Source organism: Halomonas sp. C10-5, assembly GCF_057169305.1.
In genome coordinates this window covers 1,876,823-1,900,473 of the sequence record NZ_CP175665.1, presented here as the reverse complement: position 1 = coordinate 1,900,473, position 23,651 = coordinate 1,876,823, and the positions used below count along the sequence as shown (strand labels likewise).

Genomic DNA, 23,651 nt, shown 5'->3' with positions numbered 1-23,651 from the left:
CCGGTGCTTACCGAACGAAAAAACCGTCTCCGTGGTACTCGAACGGATCGGACGCCGTTGTTGTCATGGCGCGCTCTGCGTCTCGATATCGAAAGCCACGATCTGTCGCTGCTCCCGGGAGAACTCCACCCCGATCAGGTGAATCGGTTTGCCGGCGGCGCGGTACTTGTCGGCATAGCCGCGGGCATGTATCTGATCCAACGCCTTGCCTTCGGGCAGCTGCTCCACCACCTTGAACTCGAACAGGTACAGGTGGCCGAAGGCGGCTACCGTCATGTCCACTCGGCCGTGGTGGCTGGCGTCTTCCACGGTGATATCGAGCCCCAGGGCAGCAAAGTGGCTGTAGAAGACGCTGGCATAGTGTCCTTCGTACTTGGCGATCGGATTATTACGGTACCAGTCGTGGGGCAGGCTGGCGAAGAGCGCCTTGAGGTGGGCTTCAAGGCCTGCCAGGTTGTTCTGCTGCAGTTGCTTGAACAAGCTACGGCGCTGAGTCGGACCATCCTCCACGCCAAGGGCGGGTAATAGTGCGTGATTCAGGCTGGTCTCTACCTCACGGTTAGGAAAGCCGAGCGTATACTGGCGATAGCCTAGCATAGGCTCCTCGACATTCCGGATGGTGAGATAACCGGTTTGAAAGAGCAGGGCGTCGGTACTGATATCATCAACATCGAACTGGCTGAGCAGTTCGTACTCCGTCTCCCACTGCTCCAGCTCAGGCGTAAAGACCCCGCGCTGCCTGAGGATGTCTACGAGAAATGTTGGCGTGGCGCTCTCGAACCAGTAGGGGCCGAACTCACGCTTCTGGAATAGCAGCAGCACATCGAAGGGGTTGTACACCGATGCGACCTCAGCATCGCCCCAGCGGTAGCCGTTGTACCAGGTACGGATAGTGTCGCGGTCCAGGCCAGGCAGTTCGGGCGCAAAGACTGTGTCAATGTCGTCATCGGTATAGCCGCAAATCGTGCTGAAGGGGGCATCCAGAGTGATGTCGTTGAGATTGTTCAGTCCCGAGAAGAGGCTGACCTTGCTGAACTTGGAGACCCCGGTGATCAGCACCAGGTGCAGGTGCGGGTCAGCGTCCTTCAAGACGCTGTAAAGGTTCTTCAGTCCCTCACGCAGCTCGCGGGCGCGTTCGGGGTCAATGATGTTATCGAGAATGGGTTTGTCGTACTCGTCGATCAACACGACGACCGGCTGGCCAGTTGCCTGGTGAGCGAGCTCCAGCAGGTCCGAGAGCTCACCGGGGATATCCGTCTTGGGGCTGGTAGGCAGATCGAGATGTTCGCGGTTTTTGCGCAACTGATGGCGGATGCGCGCATCCAACTCCTCGCGGTTGCGCATGACGCCACTGCCGAAGCTCAGCCTAACCACCGGGTGGGTCTGCTCCCAGTCCCAGCGGTCGTGGATATATAGACCTTCAAACAGTGCCTGGCGCCCCCGGAACAGGCAGTGCAGGGTGTCGAGCAGCAGGCTCTTGCCGAAGCGCCGGGGGCGGGAGAGGATATAGTACTTGTTCTGCTGGACCAGGCGCTCGATCACCGGTGTCTTGTCGACGTAGTAGTAGCCCCCTTCGATGATCTCGGAGAAGGTCTGGATCCCGATGGGCAAGCGTTTGTTCCCGGTGGCGGACAAGGCAGCCTCCTGTTTAGGAATTGGGGAGTGTCGTGAACATAGCATGCATGGCTCGGTGGGCCAGGCGTTGCCTTTCAGGGGCGACCGGGGTGGGGCCCCGGTCGTCTTGACGACGTCTCGCTGGGTTAGTTGGAAACGTATGAGCTCACAAACCGAAAAAGTCGCCACCGTGGTTCTCGAACGCGTCGGCAATGCGAATGTACCTCTCGAACGTTCTCTGATCGCGGTGTCCGCTGACCCGCTTGATCTGTACATCGCTCTTGCCGCGAAGATGGGCCTCGGTGATGAATCCCGCCCGAAAGCTATGTGGGGAATACCCTTTTTTCGTCAGGCCTGCTGCCTTGAGGCTCTTCCTCATGCGCCTTGCCAACGTTTGCGCACCCAAGCGACTGCCATTGAGGAGCTGGCCATTGGTGGTTATGGCCCGGAATATCGCACCCTTCGTAATCCCTGAGGCGGTTAGCCAGCGTTCCAGCATGGTGACGGGGCAATATCTTGTACCGGGCGGCGCACGCATGATGCTTTTGGTCTCGATGCGCCCGGTGTGGTTGGTCTTGCTGTGGTGGAGCGTGACGATGACTCCCTCGGGACGCCAGTCAAGATCCTCGCAGGCAATCACGACGACCTCGCTACGCCGGAAGGCACCATAGAAGCAAAGCAGGAATAACGCGCTGTCCCGCAGTCCATGCAGAGTTTGGCGATCTATTACATCCAGCAGCTGATGCAGCTCATTGAGCCGTAGTGCCGGTGCTGAGGCCTGACGTGTATCCCGCGATTTCTTGATGCCCCGTATCACGCTGCGCACCGCCATGCTTTTCACCGGAGATGGCAAGTTGTGGTAGCGGTGCCACATGTGGAGCGAGTTGGCGTACCGAAGCAGTGTCGCTACTGCCTTGCCAGCCTCGTTCTGTGCCGACAGGAAATTGGCAATGTCGACCTCGGTAGCGGGTAGCATGCCGCCGGCCTTCTGGTAGACCTTAAGGTCCGAGCGCAATGCCCGCACGGTGTTGGGCGTGACGCTGGCTGACAGAAGCCGGCGTGCTTCTGATGATAGCCCTTCGGTGGGCAGGACAACGGCACCCTGATCGTATGGGTTGGCACGATGAATGGTCGCCGGGTCATGCTTATCGTGGTGACTCATGATCAGCCCCTCTCAAGTCGTCAGCCGCAAGGCGATCAGGCGCTCGAAGAACGCCTCTGAGAACTCGACATCGGGTGCAATGCCGACTGTCTGCTGAGCATCGGATGTCCCCCAGCTCACCGAGGTGTTCGCGTCCGCACTGGCAGTGGGTGCATCGTCTGCAGCCGCGGGTGACGCTGCCGCCTGAGGTGTCGGCGGTGCGTCCCCGGGGGGAGTTGCACCATGTCCTCCCATGGGTGCTGAGGGGCCATTATCGACCGCGACAGTGGCCAGATCGTCGGGCAGGTCATTACTCAGCCGCCGCGCCATATGAGCCAGCCTGCTGTCGTTCAAGGCATAGAAGTAGCAATCCGGGTCCGTGTCTCCCTGCCGCCGGATGATTCTGCCGAGTACCTGACGGAAATGCTGCTCGGTACGGATATGGCTCAGATAGCAGCCGACACGCAGGCGCGGAATGTCGACGCCCTCGGCCACCATGCCTACCGCGACAATCCAAGGTGTCGTTGCCTGACGGAACTCCGCCAGGCGGGCATGCGCGAGGGGATCACGGCTGGTCACCAGGCAGACGTCGTGGCCATCCGCCTCCAGCTCCTGAGCCACCGCCTCGGCGTGTTCAATGTCGGCGGCGACCACCAGGCCCGCTGCCTGAGGGTCTTGTTGACGAAGGGCGCTCAGCTGTCGGCTGCCCAGGGCCAACAGGCGTTGCATGGGGGCGCCCAAGCGGACCAGGCTGCTGTAATCGACGGCGGGGTGGCGTAGCAGCTGGGGGATGCTGGTATAGCGATGGGTTTCCTGACGCCCAGTCCGTGGGTGAAACCGGCTGAGTTCGATGGCGCGATTATCGACCAACTGCACCCGTGGAAAGCGGCAGACCTTATCGCGGATGGCATCCTGCAGGGTATACACGAAGTCGGGCAGCAGTACCTGTGAAGGGGAGGCTGGCGATGTGTGGCTGTTTGCCGGCGTTCCCATGCCGGCGGGCTCTCCGGCGTGGGGATCCTGAGAGTCCTCCGCGACCTCCAGGTAGCGCAGCAGCGGGAGGCAGCTTCCGTCAGTGCGCCACGGGGTGCCGGACAGCGCCAGGGTATAGGTCATGTAACGCTCCAGCGCCATCAGGGCCATGCCCCACTGGTTGGGACCCTCGCCACCGGCGTGGCCCGCGGCGTGATGGCTCTCGTCCCAGATCAGTAGGACGCGATGCCGTTGCCCAAGGTGTTTCAGGGCCTCCAAGCGTCCCGTGAGGGCCTGATAGGTCAGTCCCGCCCCGACAGCGCCCAGCTCTCCGCTTACCGGATGTCCGGTGCGAGCCTCCAGGGTCTCTATAGCGGCACTGACCACGGCCCGCGTCGGGCCGAGGTACAGGACATGATCAATATCGCCGCGGGCCATCAAGGCCTGTGTGAGCTCGGCCGCCAGGCGCATCTTCCCGGCACCGGGCGTGGCCTGACACAGGAAGTGCGGGTGCTGGGGAGAAAGAGTCGACAACGCCTGTTCAAGGCATTGGGCCTGCCAGTCACGCAGCGGCGGCAGAGTCTGCTGATCGGCGTCATGGTGAGAAGTCGGTAGTATCATGCCATGCCCTCCGCCATGCTGGACTGGTTAGACGGGTCTACCTGATGGGAAACGCAGCGACGCACCTTGAGGTTGGCTTCCCACTTTCCCTGCAGTTGGCCACTACGCTCTAACGCCTGTTCTAGCAGAGGCGTGATGAGCCGGCGGTCGTCGGGAAACTGAGCGATCAGGCTCCGGTAGTGCTCGGCTTCACTGATCGCCACGTGCATGGCGCTCTGCAAGTAACCGCGTTCCTGTTCGAGATGATCGAGAATCGATGTTGTGTCGTCAGAGGGTGAGGGAATAGCAGTATCAGAAGAGGGAGGTGTCGGCTCTGAGACAGTCTCGCCGTCGGGCGTCATTGGTAGGGTCATCCGGAACAAGCGCCGCCGTTTGCCCTGCATTCCGACTTCCTTGGCGAGTTCGAGCTTTTCTAGCGTCTTGATACGATCACGGACCCGGAAGCGCAGCGCGTTGCTATCTACATGCTCAAGTTCCGGCAGCTTGAGCAACTGGTCGCGTACCTCGGGAATACTGAAGGTGCACTCTGACTCCGCATAGCAGAGCAGTTGATGATCCAAGGCTTCCGCGATCATCCGACTCAGCGGGTCACTCAGGTGGCGCTTCTGGCGAGGGAGGGTGGTGGCAGTATCGACACGCGGGCTCATTGGCTCACCTCCTGAATTGCCTCCAGGGAGATGGCATCCGCGGCACGAGATAGGGACTCGGCCTTGCGCATGTGAGCGTTGTAGCGACGATAGCGAACCCGAAGGCTGCTGTTGGAGGAGAGGGCGGCGAATGCCATGGCGCGGTGGGCGGCAGCTCGCGCGCGGCGATCACTGCGGTGGGGGAGTGCGATTGAATAGTTCATGGGTAAGACTTCCTTTGTGATAGAAGTCGCCCACATTGCTGTCAATCAATGGAGGCGACGGTACGCGGGTTGACAGACCGGACACAAAGGAACCCGGCAGACCCGAAGGTCTCCCACGCACCGCCGCCATAGACATGGAAGGCAGAGAAAAAGCGCCTACCATGGCAGTGGCGCCTGTGCGCCTTTGTGATTTCGGGCTGTCAATCCCGATCGAGCTATTTAACTCGATGAATATACAGTAGCAGCTGGTCTTATATCTGTAAAGCCCCTGAATGCGACGTTATCACGGTTCGCATGATGGATTGACTTCCAAACGCTTAGTCATGCCTCGTCGCCCGGTCAATCGACTGTGCAGTGGTCTGAAGCCAGCACTAATACTCTTGATTCCGGCATCTACTATATAGATTCGACTTGTGCCTTCACCTGCTCAACTATGTGCGCCCCGATGGGGATTGCCGAGGTGGCAGCCGGTGAAGGCGCATTGCCGACGTTCACGGTCCGAGGGGTGTTGACGAACAGGAAGTCGTCCACCAGCGTCCCGTCGCGAGACACTGCCTGAGCCCGCACTCCGGCCGGATAGGGGGTGAGATCGTCGAGGGTTAAGCTCGGGCAATACTTGCGGACCAACTCAAGGTAGCCCCGCTTGTGCAGAGAGTTCTTCATCTCCGAGAGGCCCGGGCGCAGGTTCCTAGCCAGAACCTTGAGGATGCCGGGATTGGTCAGCATCTGTGTCAGGTCACGAGGAGACACATCGCGCCGACGATAGCCCTCGCGCTTCAAGGCCAGTACGGCATTGGGGCCTACGGTCACGGAGCCATCGATCATTCGCGTCAGGTGGACACCCAGAAAGGGCATGGAGGGGTCCGGGATCGGGTAGATCAAGTGGTTGACGATGTCGTTGTGCTGTTCCGGCAGCTGATAGTATTCACCGCGGAAGGGGCAGATGCTGAACCCCGGATCCTGGCCCAACATGCGGATCACCCGGTCAGCCATCAAGCCTGAGCAGGTGACGAGATAGCGCCCGGTGAAGTCGCCGGCGCTGGTGGTCACTACCACTTCTTGCTCCCGCTCATCCAGGTCGGTGACCTCCGCCCCATAGCGGATCTCACCCCCTGTGCGCTCGAACTCGGCAGCCATGGCGCGGGTCACTGCCGCGTAGTCGACGATACCGCTGGAGGGCACGAATATGCCGCCAAGCCCAGTAATGTTGGGTTCACGCTCGGCGAGTGCCTCGGGCTCTAGCCACTCACGCTCCAGGCCGTTGGCCTCGGTGCGTTCCCACAGCGCCTGCATGCGCTGCATCTCCAGCTCGTTGGTAGCCACCAGCAGCTTGCCACAGCTGTCGTAGGGAATGTCGTGGGCCTCGCAGAAGGCCTTGGTGGCTTTATTGCCCTCCAGGCAAAAACGCGCCTTGAGACTTCCCGGCGTGTAGTAGACCCCGGCGTGGATCACACCGCTGTTGTGTCCGGTCTGGTGGCGGGCCGCCTCGGACTCCTTTTCCACCAGGAGCATTCTGCGCTCTGGATAGGCCTGCTGGAGTTGCATGGCAGTAGACATGCCCAAGATGCCGCCGCCGATAATGATGAAATCGTACATGCCGTCCTAATTCCTCGTTGTCCTGCTGTACGGGCTCCGTCATGACCTGACGGGGCCGAAGCAGTGTGGTTTCATTTGCTGGCGAGTGCTGCCCCCTGCAACTCTGCTTCAAGGAGAGTTGCAGGGTTTAGCCACTTGATGGTGATCTCGCCAGCACGCCTGGCCGTTTAAGCAGTGCGGGCGATATGTCCAGCCTGGTGGCGTCCCTGGTGAACGCTCCACACGAATATGGCAACGAAGATACCCAAGCCGACCAGGTCGATGGTGAGCATGCCGTGCGGCCACAGCATCAGGGCGCCGATCGGGAACATCAGCAACCGCAGCCACCAGGTCAGCTCGTGTTCGAGGTACCCCTCGAGGCCTGCGATGATCGCGTAGATGCCAAACAGCGCCATGGCGAACACGATGGTCATCTCCAGCGGCGTGCCGGTGATCAACGGTGACCAGACAAAGAGCAGCGGTACGATGTAAAGCCCCTTGGCGATCTTCCATGCGGTCAGGCCGGTGCGCATCTGCGGCGTGCCAGCGATCGCCGCTGCGGCGAAAGCGGTCAGACACACCGGCGGGGTGACGTTGGAGTCCTGCGAAAGCCAGAAGATCACCATGTGTGCCGCGACCAGCGACATGGTTAAAAAGTGTGGCGACAGTGCCTGCTCATAGAGCTGGCTTGTGAAGGTATCGGGTACTGCATCGAGAAGGGCTTGGGCCTCGGCCAGGCTCATCGGTGCCGCCAGGGCTTGCAGTTGATCCGGTGCAGCCAGCATGAATACCGCCTTGGCCTGTTCTGGCAGGTTGCCGGCGACGATTAGGTCGAGAAGCTGGCCATGGGCCATGAGGTTGTACAGCGCAGGCGCCGACAACGTAGCCAGCACGATGTAGGACGCGGTGACCGGAAGACCCATGCCGAGGATCAGTGAGGCGATGGCGATCAGCACGATGGTTATCAGCAGGCTACCGCCCGCCCAGTCGGTGATCATCAGCGAGAAGGTATTGCCGATACCGGTAGTCGAGACCACGTTGATGATCAGGCCCACGGTGATCAACAGGATCGCTGTGGTGATCATGTTGCGTGTTCCCTGAACCAACGCCTCGACGATCAACTTCGGCGTCATCGGTTGCTTGGAAAGCCAGGAGGCGACGATCACCGAGACGATGGCGATGCCCGCCGCATAGGTCGGTGTGAAACCATAAACGAGTGCTGCCACCAGCACGACGAGCGGCAGCAGGTAGTGCCAGCCGTTTTTGAGAACCTCGCCGATGCGCGGTGCATCGGGGTCGTCGAGGTGCTGGGCGTTGCTGCGCTTGGCTTCGATGCGCACGAACATGGCGACGGATAGAAAGTAGAGCAGTGCTGGTAGTGCCGCGACACCGATGATGGTCAGGTAGGAGACCTGGGTATAGGAAGCCATGATGAAGGCTCCAGCCCCCATGACCGGTGGCATCAATTGGCCACCTGTCGAGGCAGAGGCCTCAACACCAGCGGCGAAGCGCGCCGGAAAACCCGCCTTGCGCATCAGCGGGATCGTGATCACACCGGTGGAGACGGTGTTGGCCACGGCAGATCCTGACACCGAGCCCATCAAGCCCGATGAAAACACCGCCACGAAGCCGGGGCCGCCGATGAAGCGTCCCGCGGCACAACGTGCGAGCTCGATGATGAATTCCCCGGCGCCTGATTTGACCAGGAAGGCACCGAAGAGGATGAACATGAATACATAGGACCAGGAGATCCGGGCGATCGAGCCCAGCATGCCCTCGCCGCCGATATAGCTGCGGAACAGCACCGTTTCCCACGACAAGCCGGGGAAGTTGAATACGCCACCGACGTACTGCCCCCACCAGGCCACATAGGTCAGCGCGATCACGCTCAGTACGGGAATGAACCAGCCGGTGGTGCGCCTTGCGAATTCTAGGATCAGCCCCACCGCAACGATCGAGACGATCCAGTCCGAGGCGATGAAGGTCACGCCACGCTCATAGAGGGCATTCTCGAACACCATCAAGTAGACAGCACAGCCGATAGCGGCCACTGCGAGCAGAATATCAATGGCGAACACCGCCCGCCGTGGCCCGGCATGTTGAGGTCGTGCCAGAGGGACGGCCAGGGCGCATAGCGCGCCGAACAGGCCGAAGTGCATGGCGCTCGTCCATAGCGTGGATAGCGTAGAGAAGGTGTTGAAATAGATATGAGCACAGGCAATAACGATGGCGAAGGCAATGAGAAATGGCCCCAGCCATGGATGCGATAGGCGTTCATCGGCCTCTTGTGCATCCTCATCACGGATGGAATCGAGGGTTGAGTTGCTCACGGCGATCTCCTGATAGCGGCGTGCGTCATGAGGGGAGCGGCAGCGTCGCAATCGAGCGCAGCACCGTCCGTTGGAAGGAGGGCTGGGCGCCCAGCCAGTGGCCGGACGCCCGGTGCGGGTCTCGGGTTACTCTGCGATCAGGCGCTCGGGGATCTCCAGCCCCTGCTCTTCGAAGAAGCGTGCCGCCCCCGGGTGCAGGGGCATCGGCAGGCCGACGATCGCTTTCTCAAGAGCCATCGCCTTGGTCGCGGGATGGATGTTGTTGAGGAACGGCAGGTTCTCGTACATCGCCTTGGTGATGGCGTAAACGTCATCTTCAGGAACGTCGGCGCGTGCCGCCAGAATATTGGGCTGGGCGATGGTATGGATAACCTCGTCCTGGTTCGGGTAGGTGCCTGCCGGGATGTCGTAGGCGGACCAAAGCTCGAACTTGCTGTTGACCTTCTCCAGCTGCTCCTCAGTGAAGTCCAGTGTGGTGATATCGCCGTCGGCATTGGCATAGGCACGGGTCACGGCCGAGGCAGGTACACCTGCGGGAATGTTCATGCCGTCGATGGTGCCGTTCTGCAGGGCGTCTGCGCTCGGACCATAGCCCAGGTAGGCGATATCCATTTCGTCTGGCTCGATGCCCAGCTGACCGAGGATGTAGCGACCTGACCCTTCAGTACCGGAGTTGCGTGCACCGATCGAGAACGACTCGCCGTAGAGATTAGTCATGTCGTCGATGGTGCCGGAGTCGACCACGTCGTCCTCAACCACGAAGTGCTCAACGTTTTGCCACAGCATGGACACGCTGCGCAGGTTCTTGTACGCCTTGGGCACGGGGCCGTCACCTTCCCAGGCATAGGCGCCATATAGCCCCTGCAGAATCCCGAACTGGGCCTGGTCTTCGTCCATCAACTTCAGGTTCTCACTGGAACCAGCGGAGCTGATGGCTGACAGGGCAATGCCGGTCTCGGGTTCGAGCTTGACCTTGACCAGGGTGGAAAGCGCGACCCCGACGGGATAGTAAGTCCCCCCAGTGGTGGCGGTGCCCATGATGTACTGGTGGGATTCCTGGGCCAGTGCGGAGGAGGCGGAGATGCCCAGAGCCGCGGCGGAGGCCAGGCCGATGGCGGATTTGAGGAACTGACGCTTATGCATGCCATGTCTCCCTTGAGGAAAGTTAGCGATTATTGTGTTGCGTCAGTTTATAAGCAGATGGCCTGCCAGAAAGATATAAGTAGAATTAAATCAGTTGGTTAAGTTTTTTTTGGTAAAGGGAGGAGGGCGGCATCGGCAAGTTCTTGCCTGCATGCAGAGGGGTGTCGGCCATTTTTTGCCGATGCAACAGCAGCCCTGCAGGTAGCATTGCCATATCGCCCGTGGCATCGAAAGCGATATGGCGTGGGATGGTGGGGGAGGTTGATGTTCTCATCCCTGGCCGGATGGCTTGGTTGGAGTTGAACCTTCAGACGTTCCCGGTGGCCACCGTGGAGGTATCGGCTTGCCCGCAGAACGCCTCGCGACGCAGCCCGTGGCGTTGCATCTTCTGGTTGAGGGTCCGTCTCGGCAGATCGAGCTCTTCAAGTACCGCCTGGATGTTGCCACGATGACGAGTCAGCGCTGCACGCAGCAAGGAGGCCTCAAAGGCGGCGACTTGATCGGCGAGTGATCCTTCGGTTGCCTCCCCGGACGCGACCTCAAGGTAAGGGATGTCCAGGTTGAGCGTGAAGCGCGTCGCCGCGTTGCGCAGCTCGCGCAGGTTTCCGGGCCAGTGATGGCGCCCAAGCGCCGCGAGTAGCTCACCATCGGCCTCGCGTTGGGGGCGCTGATGAACCTCTGCTGCTTGGCGGCTGAAGTGTATGAACAGCGTGGCAATGTCTTCGCGGCGCTCACGCAGGGGAGGGATCCTCAATTCGGCGATGGCCAGCCGGTAGTACAGGTCCTCGCGAAACTCACCGAGAGCCGCCTGCTGCAGGAGGTCTGTCTTTGTCGCCGCCACCACGCGAAGATCGACGTTGATGACCTGGTTGCTGCCCACCCGCATTACCTCACCCTCCTGCAGTGCTCGCAGCAACTTCACTTGAGTGGCGAGTGGCATTGACTCGATCTCGTCGAGGAAGAGGGTGCCGCCGCTGGCGTGTTCGAGCTTGCCGACGCGGCTTTCTAGCGCACCGGTGAAGGCTCCCTTCTCGTGGCCGAAAAGTTCTGACTCGACTAGCTCCGGGGGAATGGCCCCGCAGTTAAGGACCACGAAAGGTGTGGCTTCGCCGGGACCGAATTCGTGCAAGCAACGCGCCACGACCTCCTTGCCGCTGCCGGTTTCGCCATGTATCAGCACATGGGCGCGAGTCGAGGCGAGGTTGGCGATCTGGTCGCGCAGGCGCTGCATGCCCGGCGCCTCGCCGATCAAGCGCGCCGCCAGGCCGCCCTGGCGCAGCGCTTGGCGCAATCGGCGGTTCTCCTGTCCCAGGCGGCGGCGCTCCAGTGCCCGTTGGACCTGTTCTTCGAGTCGCTCCGGATCGTAAGGCTTCTCGACAAAATCCCAGGCCCCCTGCCGCATGGCATGCACCGCCATGGGCACATCGCCATGGCCAGTGATCAGCAATACGGGCAGGTCATCATCGGTGTCCTTTACAGCCTGCAGGAGTTGCAGGCCGTCGAGACCGGGCATCTTGACGTCGGAGATCAGCACGCCGCAGGGAGAGCCCGCCCGGAGCTCGTCAAGAACTGCCTGGCCGCTCGCGAAGGTGCGCACCGCCAAGTCACAAAGCTCGAACCACTGGGTCAGCGACTCCCGTACCCCGGGATCGTCGTCGACTAGCCAGACGGGTAGCTCGCTCATGTCGGGATGTCCTTGTTGCCAGGTTGCCGTGATGACTCGCCGTTTACCCGCGTCAATATGACATGGAAAACGGCGCCGCCGAGGTGGGCAGGGCGGTTTTCGGCGCGGATGCGACCCTTGAGATCCTGAACGATCCCATAGGCGATGAACAGCCCCAGGCCGAGGCCGTCGCCCACCTCCTTGGTGGTGTAGAAAGGGTCGAAAATATGTTCGAGGGTCGCCTCGTCTATACCAGGCCCATTGTCCGCCACGGCCAGTTCGACCTGCTCGGGGGTCAAGTCCACGCGGACGTCAAGACGCGGGGACGGGGTATCGCGCAGGGCATCCAGGGCGTTGCGCAGCAGGTTGGTAAGAAGCTGTTCAATGCGGACGCTATCCCCGGCGACCCATGCCGTGGAGTCCTCGGGCAGCTCTAGATGCAGCTCGACCTTTTGACGCTCCAGGCGATCCCTGAGCAGCTCAAGCACAAACTGTAGTCTTGCGACCAGGTCGACAGATTCAAGCGTTCCGCCCTTGCGAGCGAAGATCTTGAGCTGTCGGATCAGAGTCGCCAAGCGGTCGGACAGGTCGTGGATATGGCGGAAGTTGTCGATGGCCGTGGCCTCACGGCCACGCTCCAGCAGACGAGCCCCGCTAACTGCATAGGTCCGGATGCCGGCCAGGGGTTGGTTCAGCTCGTGAGCGATACCTGCCGCCATGGTGCCCAGTGCCGCGAGCTTGCCAGCTTGCACCAGTTCCGCTTGGGCCGCTTCGAGTTCCTGCGTACGCGCTTTTACCCTTGCCTCGAGGCGCTCGTTGGCCTCCTGAATGATGCGCGCTTCTCGGTCACGCAGACGTTGACGCTTCTGGCGCTCGCGTAGCCAGAGGCCCAGTAGCAGCAGGGCCAGGGTGGTGCCTGAGGCAGCTAGCAGAGCATTGCGTGCGACGGTGTAGAGTGGTCGGACGGGCACCAGGTAGTGCATGGTCCAGTCGAGGGTCGTCTGGGGTAGGGTCAGGTCAAGGTAGCGTTCACCCAGGTCTCCAGTGCTTGTGTCGCCAACATGCAGGGAGCCGTCAGGCAGGCGTTCGCCAAGAGGGCGCAGCGGTGTCTTCAGGAATTGTCGCTGTTCGTGGATCTCCTCCATGGCATTGACACCGATATCGTCCAGTCGACGATAACGCCATTCCGGGCGGCTCGAAAGGATCACCACGCCGTTGGTATCGGAGAGCAGCACTTGCTCGCCTGCCTGTCGCCAGCTGTCCTGCAGAGCTTCCAGAGAGATCTTGACGACCAATACGCCACCGGGGCGGCCCGAGGCCCCTCCCTGAACTGCGGCAGAGACAAAATAGCCGGCTCGCCCCGTGGTGCTGCCGATGGCAAAGAACTCACCCTGACCCTCGGCCATGGCATCCTGGAAATAGGGTCGGAAGTCATAATGGTGGCCGAGAAAACTGGCATCGCTGGCATAGTTGCTGGCAGCGATGGTGACACCCTCATCATCCATCAGGAAGATGGCCTCGGCCCCCGAGCTCTCGGCCACATGGGCCAAGTATCGATTGACCTGCTCAGTGAAAACGCCGACCTCATCGACAACCGCCGCCTGGACCAGGGAATGGCGAGCCAGTAGTCCTGGAAGATAGGTGAAGCGTTCCAGCGCCCCGTTGAGGCTGCTGGTGTAGAGCGCTAGGCGCGAATCGGCGTGCCGACGTGCCTCATTCGTGACACGCTCTAACTGCCAATGCCACACCCACCACAACATCACAGCGAGAGCTGCGGCGGTGATGGCGATCGTCAGGCGACCTAGTCTACGACGAAGTACTTGGTTCACGGGTCAGCCTCCCGCTGGCATGCAGGCGGCCGGTAGACCAAGTTGCTGACCATATCTATGACGAGCACTCCATATACGGAGGAAACAGTCCATCAGGTGGTGACAGGGTAGGGTAGCCCGATTTTACCCCGCCGACGGCTGTCAGGCAGCTGTAGCGGGATTTATGCAGTGTTTCCCTAGCCGCCTAACATAGCCCGCAGCGCCGGGGCCTTTGTCCTAACACCGTTGGCATGGCCCTTCTGAGTCCAAATGGCTATGCGACGTCAACTACTTTGGCCGCTTGGCGACAATTAAAATGGCCGGTTGGGTGGGGTAGTTGTCGTCAGTCCGACGACCCAGCTTTTCCTCCTTGTAATTGTCGTTGATAAGCACGCTTACGGTAGCTCTCCCCGCTCAGCTCCATCAGCGTGGCGTGGTGCACCAACCGGTCGATGGCGGCCACGGCCATCATGCTGTCGGGGAAGATACTGTCCCAGGCGCTGAACGGCTGGTTGGCGGTGATGATCAGGCTGGCCGACTCGTAGCGATGGGCGATCAGCTCGAACAGCACTGACGTCTCGGCCTCGCTGCGTTGGACGTAGCCGATATCGTCGATCACCAGCACGGCGTACTTGTCGAGCTTGATCAGGGCGTCGCTCAGGCGCAGTGCCTGCTTGGCAGCCTGGAGCTCCTGGACCAGGCTTGAGGCGGTGGCGTAGCGCACCCGGTAACCCTGGTCGACCAGCGTATGCCCGAGCCCGGCCGCCACGTGGCTCTTGCCGACGCCGGAGGGCCCAAACAGCAGCAGGTTGTGAGCCTGGTCGACCCACTGCGTGTCGCCGGCCAAGGCGCTCAGTTGCCGGCGCTGCTCGGCCGCGATGGCGTCGAACTCGAAGGACTCCAGCGTCTTGCCCACCGGCAGCCGGGCCTCCTTGAGGTGCCGGGCCAGCCGGCGTCGCTCACGCTCGGCCAGCTCGTGCTCGCATAGGGCGGCCAGTGTTTGTGGCAGGCTCCAGTTTTCGGCTCGGGCGCGGGTTTCCAGCTGGGGCCAGCAGGCGGCCATGGTGGGCAGGCGGAGCTGTCGCAGTAGCAGCGGCAGCGTCTGGGCATCAGGCATGGCAGCACACCTCTGTGGTCGGCACGCTGGGCACCAGATGGTTGTAGCTGGCGATGTCATGCTGAGTCACCTGGGGGAAAACCAGCGTGGCGCTCGGCGTGGCGGCGAAGCGGGCCTGGAGCTCGGCCAGCGTCGGGCTCTTCCCGCGCGCCAGGGCGCCCAGCCAGTAACTGGCGATCGCCTCGGCCTGGTCCTGCTCGGCGGCCAACGCCAGAGCGCCAACGATGCGCTTGCAGGCCTCGGCGACCGGCAAGGCGGCGGTCAGCCGGGCGTACAGCTCGCGCCACTCCGCACTCGGCAACAGGTCGTCGCGGAACGTCAGCCCCGCCAGCGCCCGGGGCTTGCGGACCAGCCAGCCGATCACATGGCGGTAATCGATGACCCGCAACCGGCCGCTTTCCGGCGTGGCATGCAGCCGCCTCAGCGTCAGCAATGCTTGCTGTGCGTGATGCAGCACCAAGCGATCATCGTAAAGGTGCACCCGCAGGTTCTCGCCGATCAGCCGGGACGGCACCGAGTAGAGCACCTTGCGCACCTGGATGGTGCTGGAGGTAGTGACGCGCACCGTCACCTCGCTGTAGTCGGTACCGGGCCGGCTGGGCAGTGGCTGTAGCGCGCCACGCTCGACGGTGATCCGGGCCGCGTTGCGGCGGTTGATCGCGGTGGTCACCTCATCGAGGAAGGCCTGATAGTCATCGAGGCTAGCGAAGTCCTGGGAGCCGCGCAGCGTCAGGCGCTGTTGCAGGCGCCGCTTGAAGTGGCCATGTGGCGACTCGATGCTGGCGTTTTCATGGCCGCGCCCTGGGTTATTACGGGTGGCCGTCATGCCGTAGTGAGCGCACAGGGCAGCATAACGCTCGGTGAGGTCGGCTTCCGCCTCCCGGCCGAGGTTGCGGAAGGCCGCCGACAAGCTGTCGGTGCGGTGCTCCGCGGGGACACCGCCAAGCCGCTCCAGCGCACGGGTCAGGCCTTCAGCCAGCGCCGGGTAGCTCTCGCCACCGAGCACCACCCGGACATAACACCAGCCGCTGTAGGCCAGGCGGAAGTGGTAGAGCCGGTGATCAAGCAGCTCCCCTGCCACGGTAATGACAATCCCCTTGAGCTCGGTGAAGTCGGAGAGGCCGCGCAGCCCGGGGCCATGGGTTTGCGGGAACATTACCTCTTTCTCCGGGCCGTGCGCGGCTCGCCAGCCCTTGACCCGGCGCTGCAGGGTTCGCAGCAGGCTGTCCGGGTACTGGCCGGGGTGCTGCTCCTGCAACCACTCCAGCAGGGTCAGTGCCTGCAAGCCCGGGGCGGCGGCCAGCTGGGGGACGAGCGTGGTCTCCCACACATCGGCGAAGGGGTCGGGCCGGGTTCGCCAGTGCCGTGATGCCGGCGGCTCGGAGGACTCAGCCCGGCGTTCGAGGCGGCGAGCGGTTCTGACGGAGAGGCCGGCCTTGGCGGCGGCGACCTCCTGGGTCTGGCCTTGTTGACGTTGCGACATATAGAGCGTGACCTGTTGGCTGGTGACCGCCATACCGGCTCCCTGGTGGGTCGGGACAAGCGGTCAAGCTTAGGGCAACCGGTCACAGTAGTTGTCGTCGGCCGGCCAGAGTAATTGTCGCTCTATAAAATGGCCAAGGCTCGGCAAGGATGGCTGTTTTATATCACTTTGCACAATCGAGCAGCCGGGGGTTCTGCGTTCTTGTCTCTGCATGGCAGTGGGTGCACGTAATCAAGGCGAGAGAGTTGGGCTGTGGCTCGACAACGAATTCCTGCCAAGGATGCTGTCCCAGACCCATTTCAACGCTGCCGCACTGTAAGCAGCAGATGATGAAGGCCCCTTCAGGGTCTCGTTCCAACGTGATCAAAGGTGGCATACGGCTCCCTCCATGGTGGCCATTCGCCAGCTTAGAATGGACATCTCTACTGTGATAGACGATTCCCACCCGGTTTCCTGTCAGTATTCTCTTACAAAGCCAGCGTCAGTGTCGGCAGTGTAGCGATGCACAGTCACAGAGTTTCCCGTGGCCTTCGACATTCGCGGCGCTTCGTCCAGAGGCTATTATTGGCTTCAGAGGCGATTTTTTCGCCTGGCCGGGCACGATGGACGATCATCCCACGGGAGATCCAGGCAACCGGGCGGTGTAGCTAGTTTGTAAGAGATCTCTGACATTGTCCGTGTCGAGCCGCAATCGCATAGATGAGGGTCTCCGTCTGTGCTAACATTCCCGGCTTAAGATTGCTGTGGTTCTTGCTTTAACTGCTTGATAAGCCCGGTTTAATTTTGTTTTCGAGCCGCCAGGGAGGGGTGGCTTCAGGTGTACAGCTTGATATGCTTGCGCGTCACGTTAAGGCGTCAAGCCCAACGGCCTCAGGGATGCGCCTCGGACACCCTGGGGCGGTAGCGTGCCTGAACGCCTTACAGGAGCACAGCGAGAGTAGGCGGTAGACAGCCTCAGGATCCTTAGAGAACCAGCCGGCATCGGTCTGGCTTTGGGCCTCTTCCCTCTGTCCTCGCCAAGTTGGCGACCGACGATCCCCACCGGCACAGCGTCACCGCTAAAACACTTGGGATGACGGCTCCTTCACGCCGCCGTAGAAATCTCCGGCGTGACCTTCGAAAGCATCGCTACGCCGGATATAGCGCTCGAAGGTGCTCTGGGAGCGATGACCGCTGACACGCTTGATATCCTCTGCCGCCTTGCCGCGACGATGGGCCTCGGTGATGAAACCGGCGCGAAAGCTGTGAGGTGAGAAACCACGGTCGGCCATGCCAGCGGCTTCCAGGTGGTGCGCCAAGCGCTGGGCGACCACGCTAGCGGTCAATCGCCCGGCACCCAGCCTGTCACCATGGGTGAGGCTGCGAAATACCGCCCTGCGCTGGATGCCAGATGCCGCCAGCCAAGCCTCAAGCAGCCGCACGGGGCAGTAGGGTAGCGCAGCAGGCGCGCGGAGGATTGCCTTGGTCTCCTCAACGCCTTTCTGGTTGGTCTTGCTACGCCGCAGACCAACTAGAACGCCCCCGGCCTCCCACTGGATATCCTCCAGGTAGAGCGCCACCACCTCGCTGCGACGAAAGGCGCCGTGAAAGGCGAGGGCAAAGAGGGCGCTATCGCGCTTGCCGCGTAGGGTCGAACGATCGATGTGATCCAGCAGGCGATTCAGGTCCTCAAGCAACAGCGGCGGCGCCTTCTTCTGGCGGGTACCGGCCGAACGGCGAATGCCGCGCATCACTGAGCGCACCGGCATGCTTCTCACCGGGGACGGCAGGTTCATGTAGCGATGCCACATGTGCAGTGAGTTGAGATAGCGCTCAAGTGTTGCGGGCTTCTTGCCCAAGGCTCGCTGGTCGGCAATGAAGTTGGCGATATCGAACTCATCCGCCGGCAGCAGGCCTCCTGCATGCTGGTAGACGCGCAGGTCGGCCCGCATGCCGCGAATGGTGTTCTTCGACACGCTGTTGGCGATATGGCGGCGCGCCCGGGCCGACAGGCGCTTCACCACCTGGGGAAGGCGTTCGAACTCCACCACCGCCTCATCAGGCTCGATCAGCTGCCCGTTGGGCAGGGAAAACGCATGAAAAACCGCTCTACGACGGGCTTCGTAGCGCTTTACCAGTAGGAGCTAATGTGGTCATCTAACGGTTTTTTTCATGGATGACACGATGCTGACATCGTCCCTTATGCACCATCTATCGATCGTTCCCGATTTCCGCCAGGCGTGGAAAGTGCAGCATCAGCTGTCGGATATTCTCTTCCTGACGGTCTGTGCAGTGATCTGCGGTGCGGAGGGATGGGACGAGATAGAGGATTTTGGCCACGCAAAGCTGGATTTTCTTCGCCAGTACGGTGATTTTGAGGCTGGCATACCGAGCCATGACACCCTGGCCAGGGTGATGGCGCTGGTGAATGCCGAGCAGCTTCAAACCGCCTTTGCCGAGTGGATGAAGGCTTGTCATGACGTCACCGATGGGACGGTGGTTGCCATCGATGGCAAGACCCTGCGCGGCTCGTACTGCCGAGGGAAGGGCAAAGGGGCAATCCACATGGTCAGCGCCTTCAGTGCGGCGAATGGTGTGGTGCTGGGCCAGGTCAAGACGGCCGAAAAGTCCAACGAGATCACGGCGATTCCCGAGCTGCTCAAGCTTCTCAACCTGCAAGGCTGTCTGGTGACGATCGATGCCATGGGGTGCCAGAAGAAGATCGCCACTCAGATCCTGCAGAAGGGCGCCGATTACCTGCTGTCCGTGAAGGGCAACCAGCCGGCCTTGGCTGACGCCTTCGAGGCCGCATTTCCCATGGCCAAGGTCGCCAGCTTCGAGGGTGACGCCTATATCACGGATGAGAAGAACCGAGGACGGCAAGAGACCAGATACCATATTGTCAGCGAGGTTACTGAAGAATTTCAGTAGCTTAGCTATGAATGGCCGGGGCTGAAATCGGTAGGCGTGGTGATGAGTTTCCGCCAGGAAGGCGATGAGACGCCGGAAGCCCCGATGATCCGCTACTACATCAGCTCTGCCGATCTGAGCGCCAAGAAGCTCGACGAGGCGGCTCGTCAGCACTGGCATATTGAGGCGAAGCTTCACTGGTCCTTGGATGTGGCACTGCGTGAGGATGCCTGCAAAATCCATCGCGGACGGGCGGCAGAAAACCTCGGCAGGGTCCGACATATCGCTTTGAATTACCTGAAAGGGGAGAAGCGTTTCAAGGGCGGAATCCGGCGGAAACAGAAGAAAGCGGCGCTGGATGAGACCTATCTGGCAGACATTCTCGCGGTGTAGGATCTTTCATGCGTTTTCCCTGGCCCGTTGGGAATATCACAAGCCATGGCGCTCCCCCTTTACTGCTCGGCTTAGGCTATGCTGGAAAAAAAGACAGTATAGATGCCGAGGGGGTGGACGCCATGGCTAAACACCACGACACGGGGTACAAGGAGCTCTTCAGCCACCCGGAGTTCGTCAACAGCTCATTGAAGGCTTTGTATCGAGCGAAATCGCCGAGCTGATGGACTTCACCACCCTGAAGAACCACAGCGGCAACTACATCACGCCACTGTTCGAAGAGAGGCTCGAGGACCTTGTATGGTTGGTCGAAGCCCGCTGGGAGGGTGTCTCCCAGCGGGTCTTCCTTTACATCCTGCTCGAGCTCCAATCCTCAGTGGACCAGCGCATGCCGATTCGGTTGCTGCACTATGTGGCCTGCTTCTATGACCATCTGCTCAAGACACGGCAGACCACGCCCGCCAAGGGGTTTCCGCCGGTGCTGCCGATTGTGCTCTACAACGGCACGCGGCCCTGGACGGCATGCGAGGATGTCTATCACATGGTTCAGCCGGAACCCCCGGCCTTCCTACGGGTCTATCAGCCGCACCTGCGCTACTATCTGGTCGACGAGGGTCGCTATACTGATGAGGAGCTGGCCGAGCGCCCCACGCCGCTTAGCGGCGTGTTCGGCATCGAGAACGCCACGGGGGACCGGCAGGCGCTGCAGCGTGCGGTAGATCGCATCGTGGCCATCATCCAGGCCGATCCGAACATGCGGCGTACCGACGAGATCGTGACCCGTTGGCTGAAGCGACATCTTCAGTGGCTGGGTACTGGGTTCAACCTGGATCGGCTCAACAGTGTGGTGGAGGATAAAGAGATGTTGGCAGAAAACCTCGAGAATTGGGCGAAGAAAGAACGTCAGCAAGCCTGGCAGCAAGGCCATCAGCAAGGCCATCAGGAAGGCCATCAGGAAGGCATATCTTTGGGAGAGCAAAAGGCCCGGCGCGAAACCGCCTGCAACCTGATTAAGACGACCAAGTTGGACGACGCCACCATCGCCCACGCCACCGGTCTACCGCAGGCCGAAATCGCCGCTTTGCGGCATGAGCTAGAGCGCTGACTGAATTATTCTGAATCTTTCCACGTTGCCCAGGCTTTCTGTGTAAGAAGGGGGCGCTGAATGTCAGATCAATTCCCAACAATAATTCAGAAGGTCATGCATGAACCAATCAGGTTTCAGCATAGGGAATGGCTGATAGGATGGCTGCAAGGAAGATTAGGAGCTGCTAGGAAACTAGCAGTAGCGCAACTAAAGGCCGGCGCTTGGGGTGAAAAAGAGATTGCTCAGGTGTGTGGGTTGCCGTTGGCAGAGGTGCATGCGCTGCGTGACAATCCTGACATCAGTGGGGAGCTATCTGAACAGTCAGCAGATAGATTGGAAAAATGGGCAGAAAGAATCTGGCGAGAGGGTGCGCGCCATCTCCTGAGAAAAACACTGGTTGATCGATTTGGTTGTTTGTCTGAGTGGGCCATCAGGAAGTTAGACATTGCGAGCGATTTACAGATTTCGCAATGGCTTTATGAGATGCTTTTTGCCGAGACGATGGAGGACCTGCTTGAAGATGAATACGAATATGCACCGACTCGTAAAACCCTTATGGAACAATGGATAGATAGCGGCATCAAGCAAGGGGTAAGACGTGCTCTCCGAAGGCAGATATATGTAAAGTTTGGAGAGCTTCCCGCCTGGGTCGATGAGCGCCTGAAGCAAGCCAGTGACGAACAGCTGGATACCTGGGTAGCCAGGATCCTCACCGCCAACACACTCGATGAGATCTTCAACCACTGAGCTATGCGTCTGAATCAGCACGAAATTGATGTCATCAAGGCGTCCGCCGCGGAAATATTTGGCAAAGAAGCCGAGGTCCGTCTCTTCGGATCCCGCGTTGATGACGCTGCCAGGGGTGGCGACATCGACTTGATGGTCACTGTCACCCAGCCCGTTGAGAACCCTGCCTGGGACTGTGCGCGTCTCGAAGGGGCGATCATCATGAAGCTCGGCGAGCAGAAGATCGATGTTCTGCTGGATGCTCCTGGGTTGAAGCGTTTCCCGATCCATGACATCGCCCGGGAGAAGGGCATCCGGCTGTGAGGAGCAAGCAATGACTCTATCGCCGGAAACCGCCGAAAGACTGTCGTTTCTCGTGAGGGTCGTCGGTAAGGAAATTAATCACCTCGAGTATGCCGATGAGCAGGCATTCATCCCGCCTCTGACCCGTGAAGCAGTTGAAGGTTTGGATAACAATCCCGCACTAGCCTTGAGGATCGAAGCCTTCACTAGCTGTTTCTGTCGCCTTCAGGATACCGTTGGCGATAAGCTCTTGCCGGCTCTTCTTAAGGCGCTGGGGGAGCCTGCAAGTGCTTTACTGATCAACCTCAACAAGGCGGAAAAGTACGGTTGGCTGAACTCAGCTGATCAATGGGTCAACTTGCGACAGCTTCGCAACAAGATGATCCACGAATATATCGAGGATTCAGACGTCCTATACGTCTCATTGATGACGGCACATGACAATCTCTCGGTCTTGAAGAAATTTGCTAGTAGCCTTGTTTCGCAAGTAGAACAGTTGAAAACATCTTGATCCTTTTACCATGCGCTTATCTTCGTCTGACATTAATGCTATCAAGGCAGTGGTTGCCGAAAACTGTGGCGAAAGGGCCGTCGTTCGGCTCTTCGGCTCCCGCCTCGATGACACCGCCAAGGGCGGTGATATCGACCTCATGGTGGAACTCGATCAAGCGGTTGAGCACCCTGCGCGCTTGTCGGCCTGGCTCAGTGTCAAGATCATGCGCGCCACGCAGGGTCGCAAGGTGGATGTGATTCTGGCGGCCCCCAACCTCGAGGAGTTGCCGATTCACCGTATTGCCCGTGAACAGGGGGTAATATTTTAGTCGCAACAGCCTTGATCGGGTGAATCACGATGCTTTAATCTCTCCGCGAGATCGCTATTTCGGGTTCAAGTTAGAAACCCGGCGCTATGCACGGCTAACAAGCTTCTTCAAAGATCTTGAGGGGCGACTGTATCGTTCCGCCATTTACGCCGTTAAGCAAGAGTTAGAGCGCGTGCATGCTCTACTCAAAGAAACTGGGCTTGATCAGCGTTACAAGCACAACGACACGAAATTCGCCAAGCACCTTTTTAAAGAGATCACAATGCTTCAGCCTCGACAGCCGAAAGTAAGCTAAACTTAGGATAAAGTCGATTAGGGATTAGCGTGTCGATAGAAGCGAGAAACCAGCCCACGATTGAGCCTGACACGGCATTGGGAATTGCTTTAGTTTCCTTTTTCGATGTTCTTGAGCCAGTCTTCGCCTCTGGTGACAAGGGCGTTTTCCAAGTTATTATTTTTGGCGGGTGTGCGGTCCATATTCATACGCAAGCGCGCGGTAGTGCGGACGTGGATGCTGAGGTGGCGTCTTACGGCTATGCCGATAAGTCTGAAATCGTTGCTCTACTGAATGACGACGCCTACGTGTTTTCGAATGAAGAGGGAATGCCGCAGATATTAGAGCTGGATACCAGTTTCAACACAACACTTGGCCCATTGCATGAAGACTACGAGGACCGCGTCATTCGGCTGATGACGAGAACGAGCGTTCCCAACGTGGAGGTCTACATTGCCAGTGCTCTGGATGTGGCAATTTCCAAGCTCGGTCGTTTTGGCGACCGTGACCAGCATGATATCCAGGCGCTGCTCCAGCTTCCTTATGTTGACATCGACGAGTTTGAGCGATTGGCTCGGGAAGCGATCAGCTATTTCGTTGGCGACGAAATCCGTATATTGGGCAACCTGAAAGTAGTACTTGACGAATATCACCATTGTGGGGGGGAGTCATGACGCTTTCCTTTACACGCAAACGCCTGTATCGGGTCGGCTCGCGCCCACTCGAGTATGCTGTCGATGACGTGAGGCGGCTAGCCGAGGCCGTCTGGTATCTCGGATATCGCCCGACGCAACCCGAACTGGAATGGCTGCGTAGCGTGATGCCACGTGAGGCATTTCAG

General features: G+C 60.1%; 20 protein-coding genes and 1 pseudogene. 8 read left to right on the top strand and 13 right to left on the bottom strand.

Going from position 1 to position 23,651, the window contains the following annotated elements; genetic code table 11:
- Positions 1 to 63: 63 nt before the first annotated feature.
- The 13 genes from ACJ7IV_RS08885 to ACJ7IV_RS08825 all read right to left on the bottom strand — a co-directional run bounded on the left by ACJ7IV_RS08885 (position 64) and on the right by ACJ7IV_RS08825 (position 18,344).
- A complete protein-coding gene (locus ACJ7IV_RS08885) occupies positions 64 to 1,635 on the bottom strand; it encodes an ATP-binding protein (protein ID WP_483864074.1) in 1,572 nt (523 codons plus the stop codon).
- Between the two features lie 145 nt (positions 1,636 to 1,780).
- Positions 1,781 to 2,776, bottom strand: a complete 996-nt coding sequence (locus tag ACJ7IV_RS08880; RefSeq protein ID WP_483864073.1) for a site-specific integrase — start codon at positions 2,774 to 2,776, stop codon at positions 1,781 to 1,783.
- Positions 2,777 to 2,788: 12 nt separating this feature from the next.
- Positions 2,789 to 4,348, bottom strand: a complete 1,560-nt coding sequence (locus ACJ7IV_RS08875) for a DEAD/DEAH box helicase (RefSeq protein WP_483864072.1) — start codon at positions 4,346 to 4,348, stop codon at positions 2,789 to 2,791.
- Positions 4,345 to 4,995: a hypothetical protein gene (locus ACJ7IV_RS08870; RefSeq protein ID WP_483864071.1), complete on the bottom strand. Its 651-nt coding sequence runs from the start codon at positions 4,993 to 4,995 to the stop codon at positions 4,345 to 4,347. The genes ACJ7IV_RS08875 and ACJ7IV_RS08870 overlap by 4 nt, the downstream gene beginning before the upstream one ends.
- Positions 4,992 to 5,198: a hypothetical protein gene (locus tag ACJ7IV_RS08865; RefSeq protein WP_483864070.1), complete on the bottom strand. Its 207-nt coding sequence runs from the start codon at positions 5,196 to 5,198 to the stop codon at positions 4,992 to 4,994. The genes ACJ7IV_RS08870 and ACJ7IV_RS08865 overlap by 4 nt, the downstream gene beginning before the upstream one ends.
- Before the next feature lie 396 nt (positions 5,199 to 5,594).
- On the bottom strand, positions 5,595 to 6,794 hold the full coding sequence (gene lhgO, locus ACJ7IV_RS08860; RefSeq protein ID WP_483864069.1) for an L-2-hydroxyglutarate oxidase: 1,200 nt from the start codon (positions 6,792 to 6,794) through the stop codon (positions 5,595 to 5,597).
- A gap of 167 nt (positions 6,795 to 6,961) precedes the next feature.
- The gene (locus tag ACJ7IV_RS08855) at positions 6,962 to 9,103 is read right to left on the bottom strand and encodes a TRAP transporter permease (RefSeq protein WP_483864068.1); all 2,142 of its coding nucleotides are present in this window, start codon (positions 9,101 to 9,103) and stop codon (positions 6,962 to 6,964) included.
- Positions 9,104 to 9,229: 126 nt separating this feature from the next.
- The gene (locus ACJ7IV_RS08850; protein ID WP_483864067.1) at positions 9,230 to 10,246 is read right to left on the bottom strand and encodes a TAXI family TRAP transporter solute-binding subunit; all 1,017 of its coding nucleotides are present in this window, start codon (positions 10,244 to 10,246) and stop codon (positions 9,230 to 9,232) included.
- Positions 10,247 to 10,553: 307 nt separating this feature from the next.
- Positions 10,554 to 11,930, bottom strand: a complete 1,377-nt coding sequence (locus ACJ7IV_RS08845) for a sigma-54-dependent transcriptional regulator (RefSeq protein WP_483864066.1) — start codon at positions 11,928 to 11,930, stop codon at positions 10,554 to 10,556.
- The gene (locus ACJ7IV_RS08840; RefSeq protein WP_483864065.1) at positions 11,927 to 13,738 is read right to left on the bottom strand and encodes a sensor histidine kinase; all 1,812 of its coding nucleotides are present in this window, start codon (positions 13,736 to 13,738) and stop codon (positions 11,927 to 11,929) included. The genes ACJ7IV_RS08845 and ACJ7IV_RS08840 overlap by 4 nt, the downstream gene beginning before the upstream one ends.
- A gap of 322 nt (positions 13,739 to 14,060) precedes the next feature.
- Complete coding sequence (gene istB / locus ACJ7IV_RS08835) at positions 14,061 to 14,834, bottom strand: IS21-like element helper ATPase IstB (RefSeq protein WP_133483961.1); 774 nt, start codon at positions 14,832 to 14,834, stop codon at positions 14,061 to 14,063.
- Positions 14,827 to 16,350, bottom strand: coding sequence for an IS21 family transposase (gene istA / locus ACJ7IV_RS08830; protein WP_416221188.1), 1,524 nt, complete (start codon positions 16,348 to 16,350; stop codon positions 14,827 to 14,829). Before istA ends, istB begins: the two co-directional genes overlap by 8 nt.
- Positions 16,351 to 17,375: 1,025 nt before the next feature.
- Complete coding sequence (locus ACJ7IV_RS08825) at positions 17,376 to 18,344, bottom strand: site-specific integrase (protein WP_483864064.1); 969 nt, start codon at positions 18,342 to 18,344, stop codon at positions 17,376 to 17,378.
- Positions 18,345 to 18,480: 136 nt separating this feature from the next.
- Here ACJ7IV_RS08825 and ACJ7IV_RS08820 point away from each other — a divergent pair.
- The 8 genes and pseudogenes from ACJ7IV_RS08820 (at position 18,481) to ACJ7IV_RS08785 (ending at position 23,484) form a co-directional block, all read left to right on the top strand.
- Positions 18,481 to 19,599 (top strand): annotated as a pseudogene (locus ACJ7IV_RS08820) (ISAs1 family transposase).
- Positions 19,600 to 19,607: 8 nt separating this feature from the next.
- Positions 19,608 to 19,823, top strand: coding sequence for a hypothetical protein (locus tag ACJ7IV_RS08815; protein WP_483864063.1), 216 nt, complete (start codon positions 19,608 to 19,610; stop codon positions 19,821 to 19,823).
- Positions 19,787 to 20,704: an Rpn family recombination-promoting nuclease/putative transposase gene (locus ACJ7IV_RS08810; RefSeq protein WP_483866569.1), complete on the top strand. Its 918-nt coding sequence runs from the start codon at positions 19,787 to 19,789 to the stop codon at positions 20,702 to 20,704. Before ACJ7IV_RS08815 ends, ACJ7IV_RS08810 begins: the two co-directional genes overlap by 37 nt.
- A gap of 60 nt (positions 20,705 to 20,764) precedes the next feature.
- Complete coding sequence (locus tag ACJ7IV_RS08805) at positions 20,765 to 21,433, top strand: hypothetical protein (protein WP_483864062.1); 669 nt, start codon at positions 20,765 to 20,767, stop codon at positions 21,431 to 21,433.
- A gap of 3 nt (positions 21,434 to 21,436) precedes the next feature.
- Positions 21,437 to 21,736 carry a nucleotidyltransferase domain-containing protein gene (locus tag ACJ7IV_RS08800; protein ID WP_483864061.1) on the top strand — a complete coding sequence of 100 codons (300 nt, stop codon included), beginning with the start codon at positions 21,437 to 21,439 and terminating at the stop codon, positions 21,734 to 21,736.
- A gap of 10 nt (positions 21,737 to 21,746) precedes the next feature.
- On the top strand, positions 21,747 to 22,226 hold the full coding sequence (locus ACJ7IV_RS08795; protein WP_483864060.1) for a hypothetical protein: 480 nt from the start codon (positions 21,747 to 21,749) through the stop codon (positions 22,224 to 22,226).
- 10 nt (positions 22,227 to 22,236) lie between these two features.
- Positions 22,237 to 22,536 (top strand): nucleotidyltransferase domain-containing protein, encoded by a 300-nt coding sequence (locus ACJ7IV_RS08790; protein WP_483864059.1) that lies wholly within the window; start codon positions 22,237 to 22,239, stop codon positions 22,534 to 22,536.
- 324 nt (positions 22,537 to 22,860) lie between these two features.
- On the top strand, positions 22,861 to 23,484 hold the full coding sequence (locus ACJ7IV_RS08785; RefSeq protein ID WP_483864058.1) for a DUF6036 family nucleotidyltransferase: 624 nt from the start codon (positions 22,861 to 22,863) through the stop codon (positions 23,482 to 23,484).
- The last annotated feature ends 167 nt before the right edge of the window (positions 23,485 to 23,651 follow it).

Bases quoted from the DNA above. Each gene is read 5' to 3' on its own strand.
- istA (WP_416221188.1), bottom strand. From the start codon at position 16,350: ATGGCGGTCACCAGCCAACAGGTCACGCTCTATATGTCGCAACGTCAA.
- ACJ7IV_RS08865 (WP_483864070.1), bottom strand. From the start codon at position 5,198: ATGAACTATTCAATCGCACTCCCCCACCGCAGTGATCGCCGCGCGCGA.
- istB (WP_133483961.1), bottom strand. From the start codon at position 14,834: ATGCCTGATGCCCAGACGCTGCCGCTGCTACTGCGACAGCTCCGCCTG.
- ACJ7IV_RS08870 (WP_483864071.1), bottom strand. From the start codon at position 4,995: ATGAGCCCGCGTGTCGATACTGCCACCACCCTCCCTCGCCAGAAGCGC.
- ACJ7IV_RS08815 (WP_483864063.1), top strand. From the start codon at position 19,608: ATGCGTTTTCCCTGGCCCGTTGGGAATATCACAAGCCATGGCGCTCCC.
- ACJ7IV_RS08790 (WP_483864059.1), top strand. From the start codon at position 22,237: ATGCGCTTATCTTCGTCTGACATTAATGCTATCAAGGCAGTGGTTGCC.
- ACJ7IV_RS08845 (WP_483864066.1), bottom strand. From the start codon at position 11,930: ATGAGCGAGCTACCCGTCTGGCTAGTCGACGACGATCCCGGGGTACGG.
- ACJ7IV_RS08850 (WP_483864067.1), bottom strand. From the start codon at position 10,246: ATGCATAAGCGTCAGTTCCTCAAATCCGCCATCGGCCTGGCCTCCGCC.
- ACJ7IV_RS08805 (WP_483864062.1), top strand. From the start codon at position 20,765: ATGTCAGATCAATTCCCAACAATAATTCAGAAGGTCATGCATGAACCA.
- lhgO (WP_483864069.1), bottom strand. From the start codon at position 6,794: ATGTACGATTTCATCATTATCGGCGGCGGCATCTTGGGCATGTCTACT.
- ACJ7IV_RS08795 (WP_483864060.1), top strand. From the start codon at position 21,747: ATGACTCTATCGCCGGAAACCGCCGAAAGACTGTCGTTTCTCGTGAGG.
- ACJ7IV_RS08875 (WP_483864072.1), bottom strand. From the start codon at position 4,348: ATGATACTACCGACTTCTCACCATGACGCCGATCAGCAGACTCTGCCG.
- ACJ7IV_RS08880 (WP_483864073.1), bottom strand. From the start codon at position 2,776: ATGAGTCACCACGATAAGCATGACCCGGCGACCATTCATCGTGCCAAC.
- ACJ7IV_RS08800 (WP_483864061.1), top strand. From the start codon at position 21,437: ATGCGTCTGAATCAGCACGAAATTGATGTCATCAAGGCGTCCGCCGCG.